Raw genomic sequence first — 23,137 nt, forward strand, 5'->3', positions numbered from 1 at the left:
ACCTTGTCCTTCCTGTCACGCCACATCGGACCGGACGCGGCCGAGGCGCGGATCATGCTCGAGACGGTCGGTGCCGCCGACCTCGACGAGCTCGTCGCCCGCGCCGTGCCCGCCACCATCGCCGCGGACCGGCCCCTGCGGCTGCCGGCCCCGATGGCCGAGCACGAGGCGCTGAGCGCGCTGCGCCGGATCGCCGCCAAGAACCGGGTGATGACCCAGATGATCGGCCAGGGCTACGCGGACACCGTCACCCCGCCCGTGCTGCGCCGCAACATCCTCGAGAACCCGGCCTGGTACACCTCCTACACCCCGTACCAGCCGGAGATCTCGCAGGGCCGCCTCGAGGCCCTGCTGACCTTCCAGAACGCCGTCATGGACCTCACCGGCCTCGACCTCGCCAACGCGTCCCTGCTCGACGAGGCCACCGCCGTGGCCGAGGCCGTGCTGATGATGCGCCGGGCCAACCGGAAGTCCACGAGCCGGCGCGTCGTGGTGGACTCCCGCACCCTCCCGCAGACCCTCGCCGTGCTGCGGGGCCGCTGCCGGGCCGTGGGCGTGGAGCTCGTGGTCGCGGACCTCGCCGCGGGGCTGCCCGAGGGCGGGTGCTTCGGCGTGGTCCTCGCCCAGGTGGGCGTCGACGGCGACGTCGCCGGGCTCGCCGACCGCACCGAGGAGGCGCACGCCGCCGGGGCCCTCGTCACGGTGACGACCGACCTGCTCGCCCTGGCCCTGCTGCGCTCCCCGGGGGAGCAGGGCGCGGACATCGCCGTCGGCTCCGCGCAGCGCTTCGGCGTGCCCCTGTTCTTCGGCGGCCCGCACGCCGCGTTCCTCGCCTGCCGCAAGGGCCTCGAGCGCAACCTGCCCGGGCGCCTCGTGGGCGTCTCGGTCGACTCCTCGGGCCGGCCCGCCTACCGGCTGGCGCTGCAGACCCGCGAGCAGCACATCCGCCGCGAGAAGGCCACCTCCAACATCTGCACGGCCCAGGCGCTGCTGGCCATCGTCGCCGGGGCGTACGCCGCGTACCACGGCGCCGACGGGCTGCGGGCGATCGCCGAGCGCCTGCACGGACTCGCCGCGCGCCTCGCCGCCGGGCTGAGCGCGGCCGGCACCACCGTGGTCCACGACCGGTTCTTCGACACCGTCCTGGCCGAGGTGCCCGGCCGGGCCGACGCGGTCGTGGCCGCCGCGGCCGAGCGGGGGATCAACGTCCGCGGGGTCGACGCCGACCACGTCTCCGTGTCCGTGGGCGAGCCCCACGACGAGCGCGACGTCGACGCCGTGCTCGCCGCCTTCGGCGCCGCCCCCGCCGGGCCGGAGACCGGGCCGGACGCCGCGCCCGGCACCGCGCCCGACGCGGCGTGGGAGCTGCCGGCAGCGCTGCTGCGCACCGACTCCTACCTCGTCCACCCGGTGTTCACCCTGCACCGCTCCGAGACCGCGATGATGCGCTGGCTGCGCTCCCTCGCGGACAAGGACCTGGCCCTGGACCGGACCATGATCCCCCTGGGCTCGTGCACGATGAAGCTCAACGCCGCCGCCGAGATGGAGCCCATCAGCTGGCCGGAGTTCGCCGGGATCCACCCGCTGGCCCCGGAGGACCAGACCCTCGGCTGGCGCGAGCTCATCGCCCAGCTCGAGGCGTGGCTGACCGAGATCACCGGCTACGCCGCGGTCTCCGTCCAGCCCAACGCGGGCTCCCAGGGGGAGCTCGCCGGGCTGCTGGCGATCCACCGCTACCACCTCTCCCGCGGGGACGCCCAGCGCACCACGATCCTCATCCCGTCCTCGGCCCACGGCACCAACGCGGCCTCCGCGGTGCTCGCGGACCTGAAGGTCGTCGTCGTGGCCACCGCCCCGGACGGCTCCGTGGACCTCGAGGACCTGCGGGCGAAGATCGCCGCGGTCGGCGACGAGCTCGCGGGGATCATGATCACCTACCCCTCCACGCACGGCGTGTTCGAGGAGCAGGTCACCGAGGTGTGCGCGGCGGTGCACGACGCCGGCGGGCAGGTCTACGTGGACGGCGCCAACCTCAACGCCCTGATGGGCCTGGCCCGGCCGGGGCGCTTCGGCGGGGACGTCTCGCACCTGAACCTGCACAAGACCTTCTGCATCCCCCACGGGGGCGGCGGGCCCGGCGTCGGCCCGGTGGCCGTGGCCGAGCACCTCGTGCCCTTCCTGCCCGAGGACGCCGCGGCCGTGGCCGGGGACCCGGACGCCGACGCGTTCCCGATCTCCCAGGCCCGCTACGGCTCCGCCGGGGTGCTGCCCATCTCGTGGATGTACATCGCCATGACCGGCGGCGAGGGCCTCACCGCGTCGTCGCGCACGGCGATCCTGTCCGCGAACTACGTCTCGGCGCGGCTCGCGGACGTCTTCCCGACCCTGTACACCGGTCCGGGCGGGCTCGTGGCCCACGAGTGCGTCCTGGACCTGCGCCCGCTCACCAAGACCTCCGGGGCGACCGCCGAGGACGTGTGCAAGCGCCTCATCGACTACGGCTTCCACGCCCCCACCCTCGCGTTCCCCGTGGCCGGGACCCTCATGGTCGAGCCCACGGAGTCCGAGAACCTCGCGGAGCTCGACCGGTTCGTGACGGCCATGCGCGCGATCCACGCCGAGATGGCCGCGGTGGCCGACGGCGAGGTCGCGCTGGAGGACTCCGTGCTGCGCCACGCCCCGCACACCGCCGAGGCGCTGACCGCCGACGAGTGGGGGCGCGCCTACCCGCGCTCCCAGGCCGCCTACCCGCTGCCCGAGCTGCGCCTGGCCAAGTACTGGGTGCCCGTGGGACGGGTCGAGAACGCGGCCGGGGACCGCAACCTCGTCTGCAGCTGCCCGCCCGTCGAGGCGTTCGCCGCCGGCGCCGCCCAGAACGCGGAGGCGGCCCGATGAGCGCCCGGACCACCCCCCTGGAGGCGGCCCACCGCGAGGCCGGCGCCGTGTTCACGGACTTCGGGGGCTGGCAGATGCCGCTGAAGTACGCCAACGACGTCGCCGAGCACCACGCGGTGCGCCGGGCCGCCGGGCTCTTCGACCTCTCCCACATGGGCGAGGTCGCCGTGGAGGGCCCGCAGGCCGCGGCGTTCCTCGACGCCGCCCTCGTGTCCCGGCTCAGCACCCTGGCGCTGGGCCGGGCGAAGTACTCCCTGCTGGTGGACGAGGCCGGGCGCGTGCTCGACGACCTCATCACCTACCGCCTCGCCGAGGACCGCTACCTCGTGGTGCCCAACGCCGCGAACACGGCGGTGGTGCTGCAGGCCCTGCGGGAGCGCGCCGCCGGCTTCGACGTCGCCGTCGAGGACCGCACGGACGCCACGGCGCTCGTCGCCGTGCAGGGCCCCGCGGCCCAGGACGTCCTGCTCGCCGCCGGCTGCGCCGACCCGGACGCCGTGCGCGGGCTGCGCTACTACGCGTGCGTGCCCACCCGGGTGGCCGGGGTCCCCGCGCTCGTGGCCCGCACCGGGTACACGGGGGAGGACGGCTTCGAGCTCTACACCACCCCCGAGCACGCGCGCACCGTGTGGGACGCGCTGCTCGCGGCGGGGGAGGAGCACGGCGCGGTCCCGGCGGGGCTGGCCGCGCGCGACTCCCTGCGCCTGGAGGCCGGGATGCCGCTCTACGGCCACGAGCTCGGCCCGGGGGTCACCCCGTTCGAGGCGGGCCTGGGCCGGATCGTCGAGACGGCGCTGCGGACCAAGGAGGAGTTCACGGGCCGGGCGGCGCTCGAGGCGCAGGCCGCGGCGCCGCCGCAGCGGGTGCTCGTGGGCCTGCGGGGCCTCACCCGCCGCCCCGTGCGCGCAGGCAACCCCGTGCTGGCGGCCGGGGACGTGGTCGGGGAGGTCACCTCCGGAGTGCCCTCCCCGACGCTGGGGCACCCGGTCGCCATGGCCCTCGTGCGCGCCGACGCGGCCGGGGCGGGCACGGCCCTCGAGGTGGACGTCCGGGGCCGGCGCGCCCCCGTCGAACTCGCGCGGCTGCCGTTCTACCGGCGGGACTGAGGCCTCCGCGGGCGGCCCCGCGGGGCCGCTGAGATCCAGGACACGAAATTCCTCATCCTACGGCCGGTGGGCGCTCGCGTCCACCGGCCGTGTGGACAGATCGGCGGACGGCGCCTATGCTGGACATTTGCGTTGTCCCTCATTCTGCGTGCCTTCATATAGCGGTGGGCGCCCCCGGGAAGCGAACCAGCAGATCAGGACGCTGGTCCTCGCGCTCCCGTAGACCCGATCGGGAACTGCGCGATTCAACTGCAGGTCTGTGGAAGGAATCCATCTTGGTCGCCTCGAGCACCGATTCGAACGTAACCGCTAACCGACCGGCCGACGGGAACATCCCGCGCCGCATCTCCTTCGCCAAGATCCACGAACCGCTGGACGTGCCGAACCTGCTGGCCCTCCAGACGGACAGCTTCGACCGTCTCGTCGGCAACGAGCGCTGGCAGGCACGCGTCCAGCAGGCCCTCGAGAACGGCGAGAAGGGCATCGCCACGACCTCCGGCCTGGCGGACATCTTCGAGGAGATCTCCCCCATCGAGGACTTCCAGGGCACCATGTCCCTGTCCTTCTCGGAGCCCGAGTTCTACGAGCCCAAGTACACCATGGACGAGTGCAAGGACCGCGACGCCACCTACTCGGCGCCGCTGTACGTCAAGGCCGAGTTCATGAACAACAACACGGGCGAGATCAAGCAGCAGACCGTGTTCATGGGCGACTTCCCGCTGATGACCGAGAAGGGCACGTTCGTCATCAACGGCACCGAGCGTGTCGTCGTGTCCCAGCTCGTGCGCTCCCCGGGCGCCTACTTCGAGCGCGGCCAGGACCGCACCTCGGACAAGGACATCTACTCCGCGAAGATCATTCCCTCGCGCGGTGCCTGGTTCGAGCTCGAGATCGACAAGCGCGACCAGGTCGGCGTGCGCCTGGACCGCAAGCGCAAGCAGTCCGTGACCGTGCTGCTCAAGGCCCTGGGCTGGACCGAGGCCCGCATCCTCGAGGAGTTCGGGGACTACGACTCGATCCGCGCCACCCTCGAGAAGGACACCGTCGAGTCCCGCGAGGACGCGCTGCTGGACATCTACCGCAAGCTGCGCCCGGGGGAGCCGCCCACGGTCGACGCCGCGCAGGCGCTGCTCGACAACATGTACTTCAACTCGAAGCGCTACGACCTCGCCAAGGTGGGCCGCTACAAGCTCAACCGGAAGCTGGGTCTCGACAAGTCCTTCGACGACGACGACGCCTCCGTGCTCTCGGTCGACGACATCGTGGCGATGATCCGCTACCTCGTCACCCTGCACGCCGGCGGCGGGACGATCCAGGGCGTGCGCAACGGCGAGCCCCGCGAGATCGTCGTGGACGTCGACGACATCGACCACTTCGGCAACCGCCGCATCCGCGCGGTGGGCGAGCTGATCGAGAACCAGATCCGCACCGGCCTGTCCCGGATGGAGCGCGTCGTGCGCGAGCGCATGACCACCCAGGACGTCGAGGCGATCACCCCGCAGACCCTGATCAACATCCGCCCCGTGGTGGCGGCGATCAAGGAGTTCTTCGGCACCTCGCAGCTGTCGCAGTTCATGGACCAGAACAACCCGCTCGCGGGCCTGACCCACAAGCGGCGCCTGTCCGCGCTCGGCCCGGGCGGTCTCTCCCGCGACCGCGCCGGCATGGAGGTCCGTGACGTCCACCCGTCGCACTACGGCCGGATGTGCCCGATCGAGACCCCTGAAGGCTCCAACATCGGTCTCATCGGCTCGCTCGCGACCTACGGGCGGATCAACCCGTTCGGCTTCATCGAGACCCCGTACCGCAAAGTCGTGGGCGGCGTGGTGACCGACCAGGTCGAGTACCTCACCGCCGACGACGAGCGCGGGGTGACGATCGCGCAGGCCAACGCGCCGCTGACCGACGAGAACCGCTTCGCCGAGGACGCCGTGCTCGCGCGCGCCTCCGACGGCTCGGGCGAGGCCGTGCTGGTCGACCCCAGCGCCGTGCAGTACATGGACGTCTCCCCGCGACAGATGGTGTCCGTGGCGACCGCCCTCATCCCGTACCTCGAGCACGACGACGCCAACCGCGCGCTCATGGGCGCGAACATGCAGCGCCAGGCCGTGCCGCTGCTCGAGTCCGAGGCCCCGCTGGTGGGCACCGGCATGGAGCGCTACGCGGCGCTCGACGCCGGGGACTCCGTGCTGGCCCGCAAGGCCGGCGTGGTCGAGGAGGTCTCCGCCAACCTGGTGCGCGTGCTCAACGACGACGGGACGACCACGGTCTACCCGATCAACAAGTTCGTGCGCTCCAACCCGGGCAACACCTACAACCAGCGCGTCATCGTCTCCGAGGGCGACCGCGTCGAGGAGCGCTCGGTCATCGCCGACGGCCCCTCCACCGACCACGGCGAGCTGGCCCTGGGCAAGAACCTGCTGGTCGCCTACATGTCCTGGGAGGGCCTCAACTACGAGGACGCCATCATCCTGTCCCAGCGCATGGTCTCCGAGGACGTGCTCACCTCGATCCACATCGAGGAGCACGAGATCGACGCCCGCGACACCAAGCTGGGCGCCGAGGAGATCACCCGCGACATCCCCAACGTGTCCGAGGAGGTGCTGTCCGCCCTCGACGAGCGCGGCATCATCCACATCGGCGCCGAGGTCCAGGCGGGCGACATCCTGGTCGGCAAGGTCACCCCGAAGGGCGAGACCGAGCTGACCCCGGAGGAGCGGCTGCTGCGCGCGATCTTCGGCGAGAAGTCCCGCGAGGTCCGCGACACCTCCCTGAAGGTGCCCCACGGCGAGTCCGGCACGGTCATCGGCGTGCGCGTGTTCGACCGGGACGACGAGGACGACGACCTGCCCGCCGGCGTCAACCAGGTGGTCCGGGTCTACGTGGCCCAGAAGCGCAAGATCACCGACGGCGACAAGCTCGCCGGCCGCCACGGCAACAAGGGCGTCATCTCGAAGATCCTGCCGCTGGAGGACATGCCGTTCCTGGAGGACGGCACCCCCGTGGACATCATCCTCAACCCGCTGGGCGTGCCCGGCCGCATGAACCTCGGGCAGGTGCTCGAGGTGCACACCGGCTGGCTGGCCAAGCAGGGCTGGAACATCGAGGGCAGCCCGGAGTGGCTGAACAAGCTGCCGAACTTCCCGACGCAGTCCGGTCCCACCAACGTGGCGACCCCGGTGTTCGACGGCGCCCGCGAGGAGGAGATCTTCGACCTGCTCGACCACACCAACCCGACGCGCGACGGCGTCCGCCTGATCGACCGCTCCGGCAAGGCGCGGCTGTTCGACGGCCGCTCCGGCGAGCCGTTCCCGGACCCGATCTCCGTGGGCTACCAGTACATCCTGAAGCTGCACCACCTCGTGGACGACAAGATCCACGCGCGCTCCACCGGCCCCTACTCCATGATCACCCAGCAGCCGCTGGGCGGTAAGGCGCAGTTCGGCGGCCAGCGCTTCGGCGAGATGGAGGTCTGGGCCCTCGAGGCGTACGGCGCGGCCTACACACTGCAGGAGCTGCTGACGGTCAAGTCCGACGACGTGCACGGGCGCGTGAAGGTCTACGAGGCCATCGTCAAGGGCGAGAACATCCCCGAGCCGGGCGTGCCCGAGTCCTTCAAGGTGCTCATCAAGGAGATGCAGTCCCTGTGCCTGAACGTCGAGGTCCTCTCGGCCGACGGCAACACGATCGAGATGCGCGACTCGGACGACGAGGTCTTCCGGGCGGCCGAGGAGCTCGGCATCGACCTCTCCCACTCCGAGCCCAGCTCGGTCGAAGAGGTCTGAGCCCCTCCGCTCCACCCCGACGAGACGTCAAGCTTTCTAGAGAAAGAGATAAAGGACCCTCATGTCCAACGAATCTTCACTCGGACTCATGCGGATCGGTCTTGCGACCGCCGAGGACATCCGGACCTGGTCCTACGGCGAGGTCAAGAAGCCGGAGACCATCAACTACCGCACCCTGAAGCCGGAGAAGGACGGGCTCTTCTGCGAGAAGATCTTCGGCCCCACCCGGGACTGGGAGTGCTACTGCGGCAAGTACAAGCGCGTGCGCTACAAGGGCATCATCTGCGAGCGCTGCGGCGTCGAGGTGACCCGCGCCAAGGTGCGCCGCGAGCGGATGGGCCACATCGAGCTCGCCGCCCCCGTGACCCACATCTGGTACTTCAAGGGCGTCCCCTCCCGGCTGGGCTACCTGCTGGACTTGGCGCCGAAGGACCTGGAGAAGGTCATCTACTTCGCCGCCTACATGATCACGTCGGTGGACGAGGCCGCCCGCCACGACGACCTGCCGAACCTGCAGGCCGCCGTGGACCGGGAGAAGGCGCAGCTGGAGTCCACCCGCGACGCCGACATCGCGGCGATCGCCCGTGACCTCGAGACCGAGCTCTCCCGCGTCGAGGAGGAGGGCGGCAAGGCCGCGGAGAAGCGCAAGCTCCGCGACTCCGCCGACCGCCAGATGGCGAACGTGCGCAAGCGCGCCAACGTGGAGATCGACCGCCTCGAGCAGGTCTGGGACCGGTTCAAGAACCTCAAGGTCAACGACCTCGAGGGCGACGAGGCGCTCTACCGCCAGATGGTGGACCGCTACGGCATGTACTTCGAGGGCTCCATGGGCGCCGAGGCGATCAAGAAGCGCCTCGAGACCTTCGACCTCGAGGCCGAGGCCGAGTCCCTGCGCGAGACCATCGCCACCGGCAAGGGCCAGCGCAAGACCCGCGCCCTGAAGCGGCTCAAGGTCGTCAACGCGTTCCTCACCACGGACAACTCCCCGCTGGGCATGGTCCTGGACGCCGTCCCGGTGATCCCGCCGGAGCTGCGCCCGATGGTCCAGCTCGACGGCGGCCGCTTCGCCACCTCGGACCTCAACGACCTCTACCGGCGCGTGATCAACCGCAACAACCGCCTCAAGCGGCTGCTGGACCTCGGCGCCCCCGAGATCATCGTCAACAACGAGAAGCGGATGCTCCAGGAGGCCGTGGACTCGCTGTTCGACAACGGCCGCCGCGGCCGCCCGGTCACGGGCCCGGGCAACCGCGCCCTGAAGTCGCTGTCCGACATGCTCAAGGGCAAGCAGGGCCGGTTCCGCCAGAACCTGCTCGGCAAGCGCGTCGACTACTCGGGCCGTTCGGTCATCGTGGTCGGCCCGCAGCTGAAGCTGCACCAGTGCGGTCTGCCCAAGCAGATGGCCCTCGAGCTGTTCAAGCCGTTCGTGATGAAGCGCCTGGTGGACCTCAACCACGCGCAGAACATCAAGTCGGCCAAGCGCATGGTGGAGCGCTACCGCCCGCAGGTGTGGGACGTGCTGGAGGAGGTCATCACCGAGCACCCGGTGCTGCTCAACCGCGCCCCCACCCTGCACCGCCTGGGCATCCAGGCGTTCGAGCCGCAGCTCGTCGAGGGCAAGGCCATCCAGCTCCACCCGCTCGTGTGCGGCGCGTTCAACGCCGACTTCGACGGCGACCAGATGGCCGTGCACCTGCCCCTGTCCCCGGAGGCCCAGGCCGAGGCGCGCATCCTGATGCTGTCCTCGAACAACATCCTGAAGCCCTCGGACGGCAAGCCGATCGCCCTGCCCTCGCAGGACATGATCATCGGCCTGTACCACCTGACCACCGTCCGCGAGGGCGAGGTCGGGGAGGGCCGGTCGTTCTCCTCGGTGGCCGAGGCGATCATGGCGCACGACGCCGGGCAGCTGCACCTCAACGCGCTGTGCCGGATCGAGCTGGACGACTTCGTGCCGTTCGAGGGCTGGGAGGCCCCTGAGGGCTGGGAGCCGGGCCGGCCGGTGGTCGTGCAGACCACCCTGGGCCGCGTGCTGTTCAACGACACCCTGCCCGAGGACTACCCCTGGGACGAGGCCGTCGCCGACAAGAAGCACCTCTCGGCGCTGGTCAACGACCTCGCGGAGCGGTACCCGATGGTGACTGTCGCGCACACGCTGGACGAGCTCAAGGACGCCGGGTTCCACTGGGCGGCCCGCTCGGGCGTGACCGTGGCGATCTCTGACATCGCGACCCCGCCGGAGAAGCCCGCCATCATGGAGGGCTACGAGGCGCAGGCCGCGAAGATCCAGGGCCAGTACGACCGGGGTCTGATCGACGACGACGAGCGCCGCTCCGAGCTGATCGACATCTGGACGAAGGCCACCGACGAGGTCGCCCAGGCGATGCGCGACAACATGACCGCGCTGAACACCATCAACCGCATGGTGTCCTCCGGGGCCCGGGGCAACTGGATGCAGGTCCGCCAGATCGCCGGCATCCGCGGGCTCGTGTCCAACCCCAAGGGCGAGATCATGCCCCGCCCGATCAAGTCCTCCTACCGCGAGGGCCTGTCGGTGCTGGAGTACTTCATCGCGACCCACGGCGCCCGCAAGGGCCTGGCCGACACCGCGCTGCGCACCGCGAACTCCGGGTACCTCACCCGTCGTCTCGTGGACGTCTCGCAGGACGTCATCGTGCGCGAGGCGGACTGCATGACCGAGCGCGGCCTGGTCCTGCCGATCGCGGACGTGGCCGGCTCCGGGGCGCGCACGCTGCACGAGGACATCGAGAACACGGTGCACGGGCGCGTGCTCGCGGTGGACGTGGCCGACGCCAACGGCGAGATCGTGGCCGAGGCCGGTGCCGACCTCTCCGACGCGCTGATCCACGCCCTGTTCACCGCGGGCGTCGACACGGTGCGCGTGCGCTCCGTGCTGACCTGCGAGTCCGCGGTCGGCGTGTGCGCGTCGTGCTACGGCCGCTCGCTGGCCTCCAACCAGCTGGTGGACATCGGGGAGGCCGTGGGCATCATCGCGGCCCAGTCGATCGGTGAGCCCGGCACCCAGCTGACCATGCGCACCTTCCACACCGGTGGTGTCGCGTCCTCGGACGGTGACATCACCCAGGGTCTGCCCCGTATCCAGGAGCTGTTCGAGGCGCGCACCCCGAAGGGCGTCGCCCCGATCTCGGAGGTCGCCGGCCGGGTGACCATCGAGGACACCGAGAAGGCGCTGAAGCTCGTCGTGACCCCGGACAACGGGGACGAGGCGATCGCCTACCCGGTGCTGCGCCGCGCGAAGCTGCTGGTGGCCGAGGGCGACCACGTGGAGGTCGGCCAGCAGCTGGTCTCCGGCGCGGTCGACCCCAAGGAGGTGCTGCGCATCCGCGGTCCGCGGCAGGCGCAGAAGCACCTCGTGGACGAGGTCCAACGCGTGTACCGCTCCCAGGGCGTGGGCATCCACGACAAGCACGTCGAGGTCATCGTGCGGCAGATGCTGCGCCGCGTGACGATCATCGAGTCCGGCGAGACCGACCTCCTGCCGGGCGAGCTCGTCGAGAACGTGCGCTTCCTGGAGGCGAACCGGAAGGCCGTCGCCGAGGGCAGCCGCCCGGCCGCCGGCCGTCCGGAGCTGATGGGCATCACCAAGGCCTCCCTGGCCACCGACTCGTGGCTGTCGGCCGCGTCCTTCCAGGAGACGACCCGCGTGCTCACGCAGGCCGCCATGGAGGGCAAGTCCGACCCGCTGGTGGGGCTCAAGGAGAACGTCATCATCGGCAAGCTCATCCCGGCCGGCACCGGGCTCGCGCGGTACAACAACATCGACGTGGAGCCCACGGACGAGGCGAAGGCCTCGCTGTTCACGGAGCCGGGCGCGTTCTCGGACTTCAGCTACGCCGAGGAGAACTCCGGGCACGCGCCCGCCGAGTTCCAGGCGATCCCGCTGGAGGACTACGACTTCGGCTCGAACTGACGCCGGCGTCGTGATCACCGCATGATCACCACGGCAGCCCCGCCCCGGACCCCGGTCCGGGACGGGGCTGCCGCCGTCCCGGGGGCCGGGCGGCCCCGACCGGGCCCCCGGCCCCCACGAGAGGTCGGAGGACCATGGCCAACTCACCCACCGGGGAGTCCGTGCTCGAGCGGGTGGACCGGATCCTCGCGGCGTTCACCGCGGAGGACTCCCGGCTCACGGGCGGGCAGATCGCTGCCCTCACCGGCCTGCCCACCGCCACGGCCCACCGGCTGGCCCGCGACATGGCCCGCCGGGGCTGGCTCGAGCGGGTCGAGGGCGGCCACTACGTGGTGGGCACCCGGCTGTGGGAGCTGGCCAACCGCTCCTCCCGGGAGCTCGACCTCGCCCGCACGGCCCGCCCGTTCATGGGCGACATCCACGCCGCGCTGCGCCAGCACGTGCAGCTCGGCATCGTCGACGGCCGCGAGGTGCTCCTCGTCGAGCGGCTCTCGCAGCCCGGCGCCGTGCCCGTGCGGGCGTCCGTGGCGGGGCGGCTGCCCCTGCACCTGTCGGCCACGGGGCTGGTGCTGCTCGCCCACGGCCCGCGGGAGCACCAGCAGGCCTACCTGGAGGCCCCGCTCTCCTCGGTGACCGGGCTCTCGCCCACCGACCCCGCGGTGCTCGCCGCCGACCTCGAGCGCATCCGGGTCCAGGGCCACGCCGTGCAGACCGGCTACCTCGAGCCCGACACGACCGGCATCGCGGTCCCCGTGCGCGGGCGCGGCGACCAGGTCGTCGCCGGGCTCGGCGTCGTGACCCGCGCCGGGGATCCCGCCGCCCGCGCGGGCGCCATCGTCCAGGCCCTGCACACCGCCGCCCACGGCATCCGCCGGACGCTGCGCGAGACCGGGCGCTGAGCCCGGGCGGCCCGGCACCGACCCCGATCCCGTTGAACGGGACGAGTGTGGTGCCGCCCACAGGGCGCTGAGACACTGGACACGGTCCATCGCCGTATCACCAGGAGCACTCATGGGCGCATCGCGCACCGTTGTCACCACCCAAGTCGGCATCGTCGGCGGCGGCCCCGCCGGCCTGATGCTCGCGCACCTGCTCGGCCGCGCCGGGATCGACAGCATCGTCGTCGAGAAGCGGGACAAGGACACGATCCACAACACCCACCGGGCCGGCATCCTCGAGTCGGGCACGGTGCGGATGCTCACCGACTCCGGCGTCGACGGGCGCGTCCTCACCGAGGGCCACGAGCACGAGGGCACCGTCCTGCGCTTCCAGGGACGGAGCCACCGCATCGACTTCAAGAAGCTCGTCGGCCAGTCCGTGTGGCTCTACCCCCAGAACGAGGTGTTCTGGGACCTCGCCGGCGCGCGGGAGCGCGACGGCGGCGACGTCCGGTGGGGGGTCGCCGACACCGAGGTCGCCGACCTCGCCACCGACCGGCCGAAGATCCGCTTCACCGACGCCGACGGCACCCCGGTCGAGGTCCGGTGCGAGATCCTCGTGGGCGCCGACGGCTCCCAGAGCATCTGCCGCCGGGCGATCCCCCAGGAGGAGCGCACCGACAACTTCATCCAGTACCCCTTCGCCTGGTTCGGCATCCTCGCCGAGGCCCCGCCGAGCGCCCCGGAGCTGATCTACGCCAACTCCGAGCACGGCTTCGCCCTGATCTCCTCGCGCAGCGAGACGGTCCAGCGCATGTACTTCCAGTGCGACCCCGAGGAGAACGTCGACGACTGGGACGAGGAGCGGATCTGGGCCGAGCTGCAGCGCCGCGTCGACGGGCCGGACGGGCTGCAGCTGCAGCGCGGGCCGATCTTCGACAAGACGGTGCTGAAGTTCCGCTCCTACGTGTGCGAGCCCCTGCGCCACGGCAACATGTTCCTCGTCGGCGACGCCGGGCACACCGTTCCCCCGACGGGCGCGAAGGGCCTCAACCTCGCGTTCTGCGACGTCCGCGTGCTGGCCCCGGCCCTGGTCGAGCACTTCCGGCACGGGGACGCGTCCGGTCTGGCCGGGTACTCGGCCAAGGCCCTGGAGCGGATCTGGAAGGCCCAGAACTTCTCCTACTGGGCCACCAACCTCATGCACGTCCAGCCGGGGGAGAACCCCTTCAACCAGAAGCGCCGGCTCGGCGAGTTCCGCGCGATCACCTCCTCCGAGCACGGCTCCGCCTACTTCGCCGAGTCGTACACGGGCTGGCCCGACGACTGACCCACCACCCGGCCGCCCCGGCGGCCGTCCCGGATCCCAGTGTTGCGTCACAGGTGTTCGCTCTGCGAACAGTTGTACGGATGCTGTACGGGTGCGCTATGGTCGGAGAGTTCTCCCGCAGCGCACCCCCGGCCGGCCGCCGCGCCCGCCACGACCCACCCGCCACTGCTGCAGAACAGAGGAGCCGACCATGGCAGAGGAAGACCGGAGCGACATCGAGAGCGCCTTCGTGCCCGTCGCCTGGAGCAAGGGGGCCGACGACGCCGCCGAGACCCAGGCCGACCTGGACCGGGAGATGGCCGGGATCGTCGCCGACTACGAGGCCTCGGGCGCCGTCGAGACGCAGCCGCGCCTGGACTACGCCCCGTACCGCAGCTCGATCCTGCGCCACCCCACCAAGGACCCGCACCACGCGGACCCGGAGACCATCGAGCTCCACGCCCCGGCCTTCGGGCAGCGGGACGTGCACCCGCTCGAGTCCGACCTGACCATCCAGTCCGGCGGGGAGCCGATCGGCGAGCGGATCAAGATCCGCGGCCGCGTCCTCGACGGCGACGGCCGGCCCGTGCGCAACCAGCTCGTGGAGATCTGGCAGGCCAACGCCGCCGGGCGCTACATCCACAAGCGGGACCAGCACCCGGCCCCGATCGACCCGAACTTCACGGGCGTGGGCCGGTGCCTCACCGGTGACGACGGCTCGTACGAGTTCCTCACCATCAAGCCGGGCCCGTACCCCTGGAAGAACCACCACAACGCCTGGCGGCCCGCGCACGTGCACTTCTCCCTGTTCGGCACGGACTTCACCCAGCGGATAATCACCCAGATGTACTTCCCGTCCGACCCGCTGTTCGCCCTGGACCCGATCTACCAGTCCATCGTCGATCCCAAGGCGCGCGAGCGGCTCGTGGCCGCGTACGACCACGGGATCTCCGAGCACGAGTGGCTGCTCGGCTACCGCTGGGACATCGTGCTCAGCGGCTCCCACCGCACCTGGACGGAAGGCGACTCCGATGTCTGAGAACTCCTCGACCACCAAGCTCGTGGCCACTCCCGGCCAGACCGTCGGCCCCTTCTTCGGCTACGCGCTGCCCTACGAGAAGGGCGAGCAGCTCGTGCCGCTCGGGCACCCGCGGGCGGTGCGCCTGCACGGCGTGGTCACCGACGGCGCCGGCGCCGTCGTCCCCGACGCGCTGCTCGAGATCTGGCAGGCCGACGAGCAGGGCGGCGTCCCCACCGCGGACGGCTCCCTCGTGCGCGACGGCTACACCTTCACCGGCTTCGGCCGCGCCGCCGTGGACAACGCCGGGCACTACACGTTCACCACGCTGAACCCGGGCCCCACCGAGCCGGGCAAGGCCCCCTTCATCGCCCTGACGCTCTTCGGCCGCGGGGTGACCAACCGGCTGTTCACGCGCGTGTACCTGCCCGAGGACGCCGAGGCGCTGGCGAGCGACCCGCTGCTGAGCTCCCTGCCGGAGCAGCGGCGGCGCACGCTGATCGCCGAGCGCGAGGCCGACGGCTCCCTGCGCTTCGACATCCGGCTCCAGGGGGAGGGGGAGACGGTCTTCCTCACCTACCCCAACCTCGAGCGGTGACGCCCGTGCAGGGGCCCGGGCCGCACGGCCGGGGCCCCTGCACCCCCGGTGCGGCCGCGGACGGCGTCCGCGGACCGGCACACGACGACCACCCGGACCGCGGTCCGGACGACTTCCCAGGAGGACGCGCATGAGCGACGTCGGGCTGCTCAGCCCCGGGGCCCACCGCGGCGCCGAGCACACGGACGACACCGCGGTGCTCCAGGCGCTGCTCGACGCCGAGGCGTCGTGGGTCGCCGCCCAGGCCTCGGCCGGTCTCGCCCCCGCCGGCGCCGCCGCCTCCGCACGGGCCGCCGCCCGCGCCGCCGACTACGACGCCGCGGACGTGGCCCTGCGCGCCGAGGGCGGCGGCAACCCCGTGATCCCGCTGCTCGCCGACTACCGCCACCGGCTGGGACAGCTGGACCCCGCCGCCGTGCGCTTCGTCCACCGCGGCCTCACCAGCCAGGACGTCATGGACACCGCCCTGATGCTGCTGGTCCACCGCGCCGCCGAGCCGCTCACCCGGCAGCTGGCCGCCGTCCAGGAGTCCCTCGCCCGCCTCGCCGCCGCCCACCGCGGCACCGTCCAGGCCGCCCGGACCCTGACCCAACACGCCCTGCCCACCACCTTCGGGCTCAAGGCCGCGCACTGGCTCGCCGGCCTGCAGGACCTCGAGGAGGACCTCGGGCGGCTGCGCCGCCTACCCGTCTCCTACGGCGGGGCCGCGGGCTCCCTCGCGGCGAGCCTCGCCCTGTTCCCGGACGCCCCCGACGCCGACGTGCGCGCCCTCGACCTGGCCCGGCGCTGGGCCGGGGAGCTCGGCCTCGACCTGCCCCCGCACGTGTGGCACACCGCCCGCTGGCCCGTGCTGCGGGCCGGGGACACCCTCGCAGCCGTCTGCTCGGCGCTGGGGCGGATCGCCAACGACGTCCTGCTGCTCAGCCGCCCCGAGCTGGGGGAGCTGCGCGAGCCCGCGGCCGAGGGCCGCGGCGTGTCCTCCGCGATGCCCCAGAAGCAGAACCCCGTCCTGTCGGTGCTGCTCAAGCGCACCGCCCTGAGCGCCCCCCAGCTCGCCGCCCAGCTCCACGTCGCCGCGTCCCTCGTCGTCGACGAGCGCCCCGACGGCTCCTGGCACACCGAGTGGCCCGCGCTGCGGGAGCTCGCGCGCCTGGCGGTCGCGGCCTCGTCGCACGCGGCCGAGCTGACCGGGGGCCTCGTCGTGGACCCGGCCCGGATGCGTGCCAACCTCGACGCCTCGGGCCCGGCCGTCCTCGCCGAGCGGATCAGCGCGGCGCTCGCCCCCCTGCTGCCCACCGCCGACGGCGCCACGGGCAAGCAGCGGGTGCAGGCCGTCGTGCGGGAGCACGCCACCGACCGGGCCGGCATGGCCCGGGCCCTCGTGCGCCTCGCGGAGGGCGCCGCCCTGCCCGGCGGGCGCCCCGTCGACGAGTCCTTCGTGGCCGGGCTGCTCGACCCCGCCGGCTACCTCGGCGCCAACGACCTGCTCATCGACCAGGTGCTCGAGCGGCACCGCCGCGGCGCGAACGATCGTCCGTCCACGTCCCGGACCACTCCAGGAGACCCCGCATGACCGTCCCCGTCCTGGCCCTGGTCGAGTTCACCGACCGGCCCGCCCCCTCGTCGCAGGCGCCCCTCGTGGTGCTCGGCCCGTCGCTGGGCACGTCCGCGGCCTCCCTCTGGTCCGGCGTCGCGCGGCGGCTCGCCGGGGACCTCCGCGTCGTCGGCTGGGACCTGCCCGGCCACGGCGGCTCCGCCCCGACGGACGACCCGTTCACGATCGCCGAGCTCGCCCGGGGCGTGCTCGCCGCCGTCGACGGCCACCTCCGGTCCCTCGGCGAGCCGGTCGAACGACCGTTCTGCTACGCGGGCAACTCCATCGGCGGCTGCGTCGGCCAGCAGCTGCTGCTCGACGCGCCGGAGCGCGTGCACGCCGCGGTCCTACTGGGGACCGCCGCCCGGGTGGGCGAGCCCGCCGCGTGGGCCGAGCGCGCGCAGCTCGTGGCCGCCGCCGGCACGCCCACCCAGGTGACCGGCTCCGCGCAGCGCTGGTTCGCCCCCGGCTTCATCGAGCAGGACGCCGTCACCACCACCGGACTGCTCCACGACCTCCAGGACGCCGACCGGCTCTCCTACGCCCGCGCCTGCGAGGCCCTCGGCGCGTTCGACCTGCGGGGGCGTCTGGGCGGGGTCCGCACCCCGGTCCTGACCGTGGCCGGCGCGCACGACGTCGCGACCCCGCCCGAGGCCGTCGCCGGCGTCGCCGAGGCCACCGGCGGGCGCGCCGTGGTGCTCGCCGGCGCCGCGCACCTGATCCCCGCCGAGGCCCCGCAGGACGTGGCCCGCCTGCTGGCCGAGCACTTCAGCCCCCACCTCTGCCGCGGCACCGAAGGAGCACGAGCATGAGCAGCAACCCCTCCCGCACCGAGCGGCAGGCCCACGCCGACGGCATGGTGGTGCGCCGCGAGGTGCTCTCCGACGCCCACGTGGACCGCGCCGAGGCGACCAAGGACGAGTTCACCGCCGAGTTCCAGGACTTCATCTCCCGCTACGCGTGGGGCGAGATCTGGACCCGCCCCGGCCTGGACCGCCGGATGCGCAGCGCCATCACCCTCACGGCGCTGATCGCGGCCGGGCACTGGGAGGAGTTCGAGATGCACGTGCGCGCCGCGCTGCGCAACGGCCTGACGCGCGACGAGATCAAGGAGATCCTGCTGCAGTCGGCGATCTACCTGTCCGTGCCCGCCGCCAACAACGCCTTCAAGCACGCCCGGCAGGTCCTCGACGCCCTCGACGCCGAGGGCGGGCGCGCCGCCGCGGACCCCACCCGCCCGTGACCGACGAGCACCGACGCAAGCGAGGAGCACCATGACCGAGGCCTACATCTACGACGCCGTCCGCACCCCGTTCGGCCGGTTCGGGGGTGCGCTGGCGGGCGTGCGCCCGGACGACCTGGCCGCCCTCGTCGTCGGCGAGCAGGTGAGGCGCGCCCCGGGGCTGGACCCGGCGGCGATCGACGAGGTGGTGCTGGGCAACGCCAACGGCGCCGGGGAGGAGAACCGCAACGTCGCCCGGATGGCCACCCTGCTGGCGGGACTGCCCGTTCAGCTGCCCGGCACCACCGTCAACCGCCTGTGCGGGTCCTCCCTGGACGCGGCGATCATCGCCTCCCGCCAGATCAACGCCGGCGAGGCCGAGGTGGTGCTCGTGGGCGGGGTGGAGTCCATGAGCCGGGCCCCCTGGGTGCTGCCCAAGACGGAGAGGCCCTACCCGGCCGGGGACATGGCCCTGGCCTCCACCACACTGGGCTGGCGCCTGGTCAACAAGAGGATGAACCCGGCCTGGACGGTCTCGCTGGGGGAGGCCACCGAGCAGCTGGCCGAACGCCACGGGATCACCCGCGAGCGGATGGACGAGTTCGCGTTCACCTCCCACCAGCGCACCCAGCAGGCCTGGGAGGCGGGCTTCTACGACGATCTCACCGTTCAGGTGCCCGGCACCGAGCTGACCCGCGACGAGTCCGTGCGCGCCTCCTCCACGGTCGAGAAGCTGAACGGGCTCAAGACCGTCTTCCGCGCCCAGGAGCAGGGCGGCACCGTGACCGCCGGCAACGCCTCCCCGCTCAACGACGGCGCCTCGGCGGCGCTGCTGGGCTCGGCGCGGGCCGCCGAGCTCACCGGGCTGACGCCGATCGCCCGCATCGCCGGGCGGGGTGCGGCCGCCAACGAGCCCCAGTACTTCGGCTACGCCCCGGTGGCGGCCGCGAACCTCGCGCTGCAACGGGCCGGGATCACGTGGGGAGACGTCGCGGCCGTGGAGCTCAACGAGGCCTTCGCCGCCCAGTCCCTGGCCTGCGTGGATGCCTGGGGGATCGACCCGGGCATCGTCAACCGGCACGGCGGGGCGATCGCGATCGGCCACCCGCTGGGTGCTTCCGGCACCCGCATCCTCGGCACCCTGGCCAAGTCCCTGCGCGCCTCGGGGGCCCGCTGGGGCGTGGCGGCGATCTGCATCGGCGTGGGCCAGGGCCTGGCCGTCGTGCTCGAGAACCAGAACGCGTGAGCCCCGTGACGGAACCCGCGCACCGGACCACCCCGGAGAAGACCACCCCGGAGAAGACCACCCCAGGAAGGCACCCCGCATGCTGAACATCGCAGCCAGCTGCGCGCAAGCCGTGGCGCCGATCCACGACGGCGCGACCGTCATGATCGGCGGCTTCGGCGTGGCCGGGCAGCCCGTGGAGCTCATCGACGCGCTCATTGAGACCGGCGCCACCGGCCTGACGGTGGTGAACAACAACGCCGGCAACGGCGACGTCGGCCTGGCCAAGCTGATCCAGCTCGGCCGGGTGGCCAGGATCATCTGCTCCTTCCCCCGCCAGTCCGACTCCTGGCACTTCGACGCGAAGTACCGGGCGGGGCAGATCGAGCTCGAGGTCGTGCCCCAGGGCAACCTCGCCGAGCGCATCCGTGCGGCCGGGGCCGGGATCGGCGGCTTCTTCACCCCCACCGGCTACGGCACCCCGCTGGGGCAGGGCAAGGAGGTGCGCGAGATCGACGGCCGCCACTACGTCCTGGAGCACCCGATCAAGGCGGACTTCTCCCTGACCAAGGCCCACGTCGCGGACCGGGCGGGCAACCTCGTCTACCGCAAGACCGCGCGCAACTTCGGCCCCATCATGGCCGCCGCCGCCACCACGTCCATCGTCCAGGTCGCCCGCATCGTCGACCGCGGCGGGATCGACCCCGAGACCGTGGTGACGCCGGGCATCTACGTGGACACCGTCGTGCAGGTCGACGGCCAGGCCCAGGCCGACCCCCGAGAGGAGCTGTGATCATGAGCGAGCAGACCGGCACCGAGCAGACCGGCACCGTGCCCAGGACGTCCGAGGCCCCGCTGACCCCCGAGGAGCTCGCCCGCCTCGTCGCCCGGGACATCCCCGCCGGGTCCTACGTCAACCTGGGCATCGGCCAGCCGACCCTGGTGTCGAACTACCTCTCTACGGAGGACGACGTCACCCTGCACACCGAGAACGGCATGCTCGGCATGGGCCCGGAGGCCCACGGCGAGGCGGTGGACCCCGATTTGATCAACGCCGGGAAGATCCCCGTGGTCGAGACACCGGGCTGCTCCTACTTCCACCACGCGGACTCGTTCGCCATGATGCGCGGAGGCCACCTGGACTGCTGCGTGCTCGGGGCGTTCCAGGTCGACGCCCAGGGCAACCTCGCCAACTGGCACACCGGTAAGCCCGACGCCATCCCGGCGGTGGGCGGGGCCATGGACCTGGCCACCGGCGCCAGGCAGACCTTCGTCATGATGACCCTGCAGACGAAGAAGGGTGCGTCCAAGCTCGTGGCGCAGTGCACCATGCCCCTGACGGGCGTGGGCTGCGTCTCGCGCGTCTACACCGACCAGGCCGTGTTCCTGATCGAGGCCGACGGCGTGGCGGTGCGCGAGACCTTCGGCACGAGCTTCGCCCAGATCCAGCAGATCGTCGGCATCCCGCTGCGGCCCGCCCCAGGCCCCGAGGAGATCCCCATGACCGAGCAGGACCCGACCGCCCCCGAGGGGGAGCGGGGCCCGGCGGGACAGTTCGTGCAGTCCCTGGCCCGCGGGCTCGGGGTAATCTCCGCGTTCGACGCCCAGCACCCGCGCATGAGCCTCAGCGATGTCGCCCGGCGCACCGGCCTCACCCGCGCCACCGCGCGCCGGTTCCTGCTCACCCTCGAGGAGCTGGGCTTCGTGCGCACCGACGGGCGGCTGTTCGAGCTCACCCCCAAGGTGCTGCAGCTCGGCTACTCCTACCTCTCCTCGCTGTCGCTACCCGCGCTGGCCACGCCCCACCTCGAGGCGCTCTCCGAGCGGCTGCAGGAGTCCACCTCCGCGTCCGTGCTCGACGGCTCCGAGATCGTCTACGTGGCCCGCGTCTCCACGCACCGGATCATGACCGTCGCCATCGCCGTCGGCACCCGCTTCCCCGCCCACGCGACGTCGATGGGCCGCGTCCTGCTCGCCGGGCTGGAGCCCGCGCAGCTGGAGCACTACTTCCGCACGACCACCCTCGAGGCCTTCACCGAGCTGACGCTCACGGACCGGGAGCGCCTCGAGGCCGACCTGCGGCGCGTGCGCGCCCAGGGCTGGGCGATCGTGGACCAGGAGCTGGAGGTCGGGCTGCGCTCGGCGGCCGCGCCCGTGACCGACAGCGCGGGGCGGGTCGTCGCCGCCGTGAACGTGTCCATGCGCGTGGGCATGCCCGGCGCCAGCGCCGGCGACCCGGTGCGCGACGTCGTCCCCCCGCTGCTCGAGTGCGCCGGGCGGATCTCCGCCGACCTGGCCGCGACCGGACGCTGACCCCCCGCCGGCCCGGGCACCGGCGGGGCGGCCCCGGCTTTCCCGGCCGGCCGCGGTCTGATAGGCTGTCGAGGAATTGCACGGTCATGCGTCGGCGCTCGACACGCCGACGGGGCCGGGAAGATCAATGGCAGAACGGACTCGGTCCTCTGGCACGCGGTGTGTGCCTGAATGCCATTCTTTTCGTCTGCCCAGGTGCTCCCGGCGCCGCGACCGTGGTACTCGTCCGCCAGGCTTATCGTCAGCCCCCGCCCCGTTCCCGGCCCCGGCCGGAGGGTGGGGGAGCGGAACATCCCAGCGGGCCGTCCGCGGCCCGCGCAACCAGGAGACACTGTGCCTACAATCCAGCAGCTGGTCCGCAAGGGCCGGACCCCGAAGGTCGTCAAGACCAAGGCTCCCGCGCTCAAGGGCAGCCCCATGAAGCGCGGTGTGTGCACCCGCGTGTACACCACCACCCCGAAGAAGCCGAACTCCGCGCTGCGCAAGGTCGCCCGCGTGAAGCTCAACGGCGGCATCGAGGTCACCGCCTACATCCCCGGTGAGGGCCACAACCTGCAGGAGCACTCCATCGTGCTCGTCCGCGGCGGTCGCGTGAAGGACCTCCCCGGTGTCCGCTACAAGATCGTCCGCGGCGCGCTCGACACCCAGGGTGTCAAGGGCCGCCAGCAGGCCCGTTCCCGCTACGGCGCCAAGAAGGAGAAGAAGTAATGCCTCGTAAGGGTCCCGCTCCCAAGCGCCCGCTCGTCGTCGACCCGGTCTACAGCAGCCCGGTCGTCACGCAGCTGATCAACAAGGTCCTCCAGGACGGCAAGAAGTCCACCGCCGAGCGCATCGTCTACGGCGCCCTCGAGGGCGTGCGCGGCAAGACCGGCGCCGACCCGGTGGCCACGCTCAAGAAGGCCCTGGAGAACGTCAAGCCGGCCCTCGAGGTCAAGTCCCGCCGCGTCGGCGGCGCGACCTACCAGGTCCCCGTCGAGGTCAAGCCGGGCCGTGCCCAGGCGCTGTCCCTGCGCTGGCTGGTCGGCTACTCCAAGCTCCGCCGCGAGAACACCATGACGGAGCGTCTGCAGAACGAGATCCTGGACGCGTCCAACGGTCTCGGTGCCGCCGTGAAGCGCCGCGAGGACACCCACAAGATGGCGGAGTCCAACAAGGCCTTCGCTCACTACCGCTGGTAGAATCTTCTTCGGCCTGTCGGCCCCACCCGGGCCGACAGGCCGCCGGCACCATCACCTGAAGGGA

At 72.2% G+C, this 23,137-nt stretch carries 16 protein-coding genes and 1 pseudogene; all 17 read left to right on the forward strand.

Annotated elements, in window-relative coordinates:
• The first annotated feature begins 3 nt into the window (after window positions 1–3).
• The 17 genes and pseudogenes from gcvP (at window position 4) to rpsG (ending at window position 23,073) form a co-directional block, all read left to right on the forward strand.
• Entirely contained in the window at window positions 4–2,895 is a 2,892-nt protein-coding gene (gcvP, locus tag M3185_RS06940; RefSeq protein ID WP_251332941.1) for an aminomethyl-transferring glycine dehydrogenase, read from the forward strand.
• The gene (gene gcvT / locus M3185_RS06945) at window positions 2,892–4,001 is read left to right on the forward strand and encodes a glycine cleavage system aminomethyltransferase GcvT (RefSeq protein ID WP_251332942.1); all 1,110 of its coding nucleotides are present in this window, start codon (window positions 2,892–2,894) and stop codon (window positions 3,999–4,001) included. The genes gcvP and gcvT overlap by 4 nt, the downstream gene beginning before the upstream one ends.
• Window positions 4,002–4,276: 275 nt before the next feature.
• Window positions 4,277–7,786 (forward strand): DNA-directed RNA polymerase subunit beta, encoded by a 3,510-nt coding sequence (gene rpoB, locus M3185_RS06950; protein WP_251332943.1) that lies wholly within the window; start codon window positions 4,277–4,279, stop codon window positions 7,784–7,786.
• Between the two features lie 61 nt (window positions 7,787–7,847).
• Window positions 7,848–11,738 carry a DNA-directed RNA polymerase subunit beta' gene (locus tag M3185_RS06955; protein WP_251332944.1) on the forward strand — a complete coding sequence of 1,297 codons (3,891 nt, stop codon included), beginning with the start codon at window positions 7,848–7,850 and terminating at the stop codon, window positions 11,736–11,738.
• Window positions 11,739–11,872: 134 nt separating this feature from the next.
• The gene (locus tag M3185_RS06960) at window positions 11,873–12,637 is read left to right on the forward strand and encodes an IclR family transcriptional regulator (protein ID WP_251332945.1); all 765 of its coding nucleotides are present in this window, start codon (window positions 11,873–11,875) and stop codon (window positions 12,635–12,637) included.
• Between the two features lie 112 nt (window positions 12,638–12,749).
• A complete protein-coding gene (locus M3185_RS06965) occupies window positions 12,750–13,946 on the forward strand; it encodes a 4-hydroxybenzoate 3-monooxygenase (RefSeq protein ID WP_251332946.1) in 1,197 nt (398 codons plus the stop codon).
• A 190-nt stretch (window positions 13,947–14,136) separates the two neighbouring features.
• A complete protein-coding gene (gene pcaH, locus M3185_RS06970) occupies window positions 14,137–14,964 on the forward strand; it encodes a protocatechuate 3,4-dioxygenase subunit beta (RefSeq protein ID WP_251332947.1) in 828 nt (275 codons plus the stop codon).
• On the forward strand, window positions 14,957–15,541 hold the full coding sequence (gene pcaG / locus M3185_RS06975; protein WP_251332948.1) for a protocatechuate 3,4-dioxygenase subunit alpha: 585 nt from the start codon (window positions 14,957–14,959) through the stop codon (window positions 15,539–15,541). Before pcaH ends, pcaG begins: the two co-directional genes overlap by 8 nt.
• Before the next feature lie 130 nt (window positions 15,542–15,671).
• Window positions 15,672–17,114, forward strand: coding sequence for a lyase family protein (locus tag M3185_RS06980; RefSeq protein ID WP_251332949.1), 1,443 nt, complete (start codon window positions 15,672–15,674; stop codon window positions 17,112–17,114).
• The gene (locus tag M3185_RS06985; protein ID WP_251332950.1) at window positions 17,111–17,947 is read left to right on the forward strand and encodes an alpha/beta fold hydrolase; all 837 of its coding nucleotides are present in this window, start codon (window positions 17,111–17,113) and stop codon (window positions 17,945–17,947) included. Before M3185_RS06980 ends, M3185_RS06985 begins: the two co-directional genes overlap by 4 nt.
• On the forward strand, window positions 17,944–18,378 hold the full coding sequence (pcaC, locus tag M3185_RS06990; protein WP_251332951.1) for a 4-carboxymuconolactone decarboxylase: 435 nt from the start codon (window positions 17,944–17,946) through the stop codon (window positions 18,376–18,378). Before M3185_RS06985 ends, pcaC begins: the two co-directional genes overlap by 4 nt.
• Window positions 18,379–18,409: 31 nt before the next feature.
• On the forward strand, window positions 18,410–19,603 hold the full coding sequence (locus tag M3185_RS06995; RefSeq protein WP_251332952.1) for a thiolase family protein: 1,194 nt from the start codon (window positions 18,410–18,412) through the stop codon (window positions 19,601–19,603).
• A 79-nt stretch (window positions 19,604–19,682) separates the two neighbouring features.
• Window positions 19,683–20,375: a 3-oxoacid CoA-transferase subunit A gene (locus M3185_RS07000; RefSeq protein ID WP_251332953.1), complete on the forward strand. Its 693-nt coding sequence runs from the start codon at window positions 19,683–19,685 to the stop codon at window positions 20,373–20,375.
• Between the two features lie 2 nt (window positions 20,376–20,377).
• A pseudogene (locus tag M3185_RS07005) lies at window positions 20,378–21,061 on the forward strand (3-oxoacid CoA-transferase subunit B); the annotation flags it as partial.
• Window positions 21,062–21,082: 21 nt separating this feature from the next.
• Window positions 21,083–21,895 carry an IclR family transcriptional regulator domain-containing protein gene (locus tag M3185_RS07010; RefSeq protein WP_251333013.1) on the forward strand — a complete coding sequence of 271 codons (813 nt, stop codon included), beginning with the start codon at window positions 21,083–21,085 and terminating at the stop codon, window positions 21,893–21,895.
• A gap of 333 nt (window positions 21,896–22,228) precedes the next feature.
• Window positions 22,229–22,603: a 30S ribosomal protein S12 gene (rpsL, locus tag M3185_RS07015; protein WP_062734959.1), complete on the forward strand. Its 375-nt coding sequence runs from the start codon at window positions 22,229–22,231 to the stop codon at window positions 22,601–22,603.
• Window positions 22,603–23,073 (forward strand): 30S ribosomal protein S7, encoded by a 471-nt coding sequence (gene rpsG / locus M3185_RS07020; protein ID WP_047803917.1) that lies wholly within the window; start codon window positions 22,603–22,605, stop codon window positions 23,071–23,073. Before rpsL ends, rpsG begins: the two co-directional genes overlap by 1 nt.
• Window positions 23,074–23,137: the final 64 nt, after the last annotated feature.

Source organism: Kocuria rosea, assembly GCF_023715525.1.
Lineage (GTDB): Bacteria > Actinomycetota > Actinomycetes > Actinomycetales > Micrococcaceae > Kocuria > Kocuria rosea_A.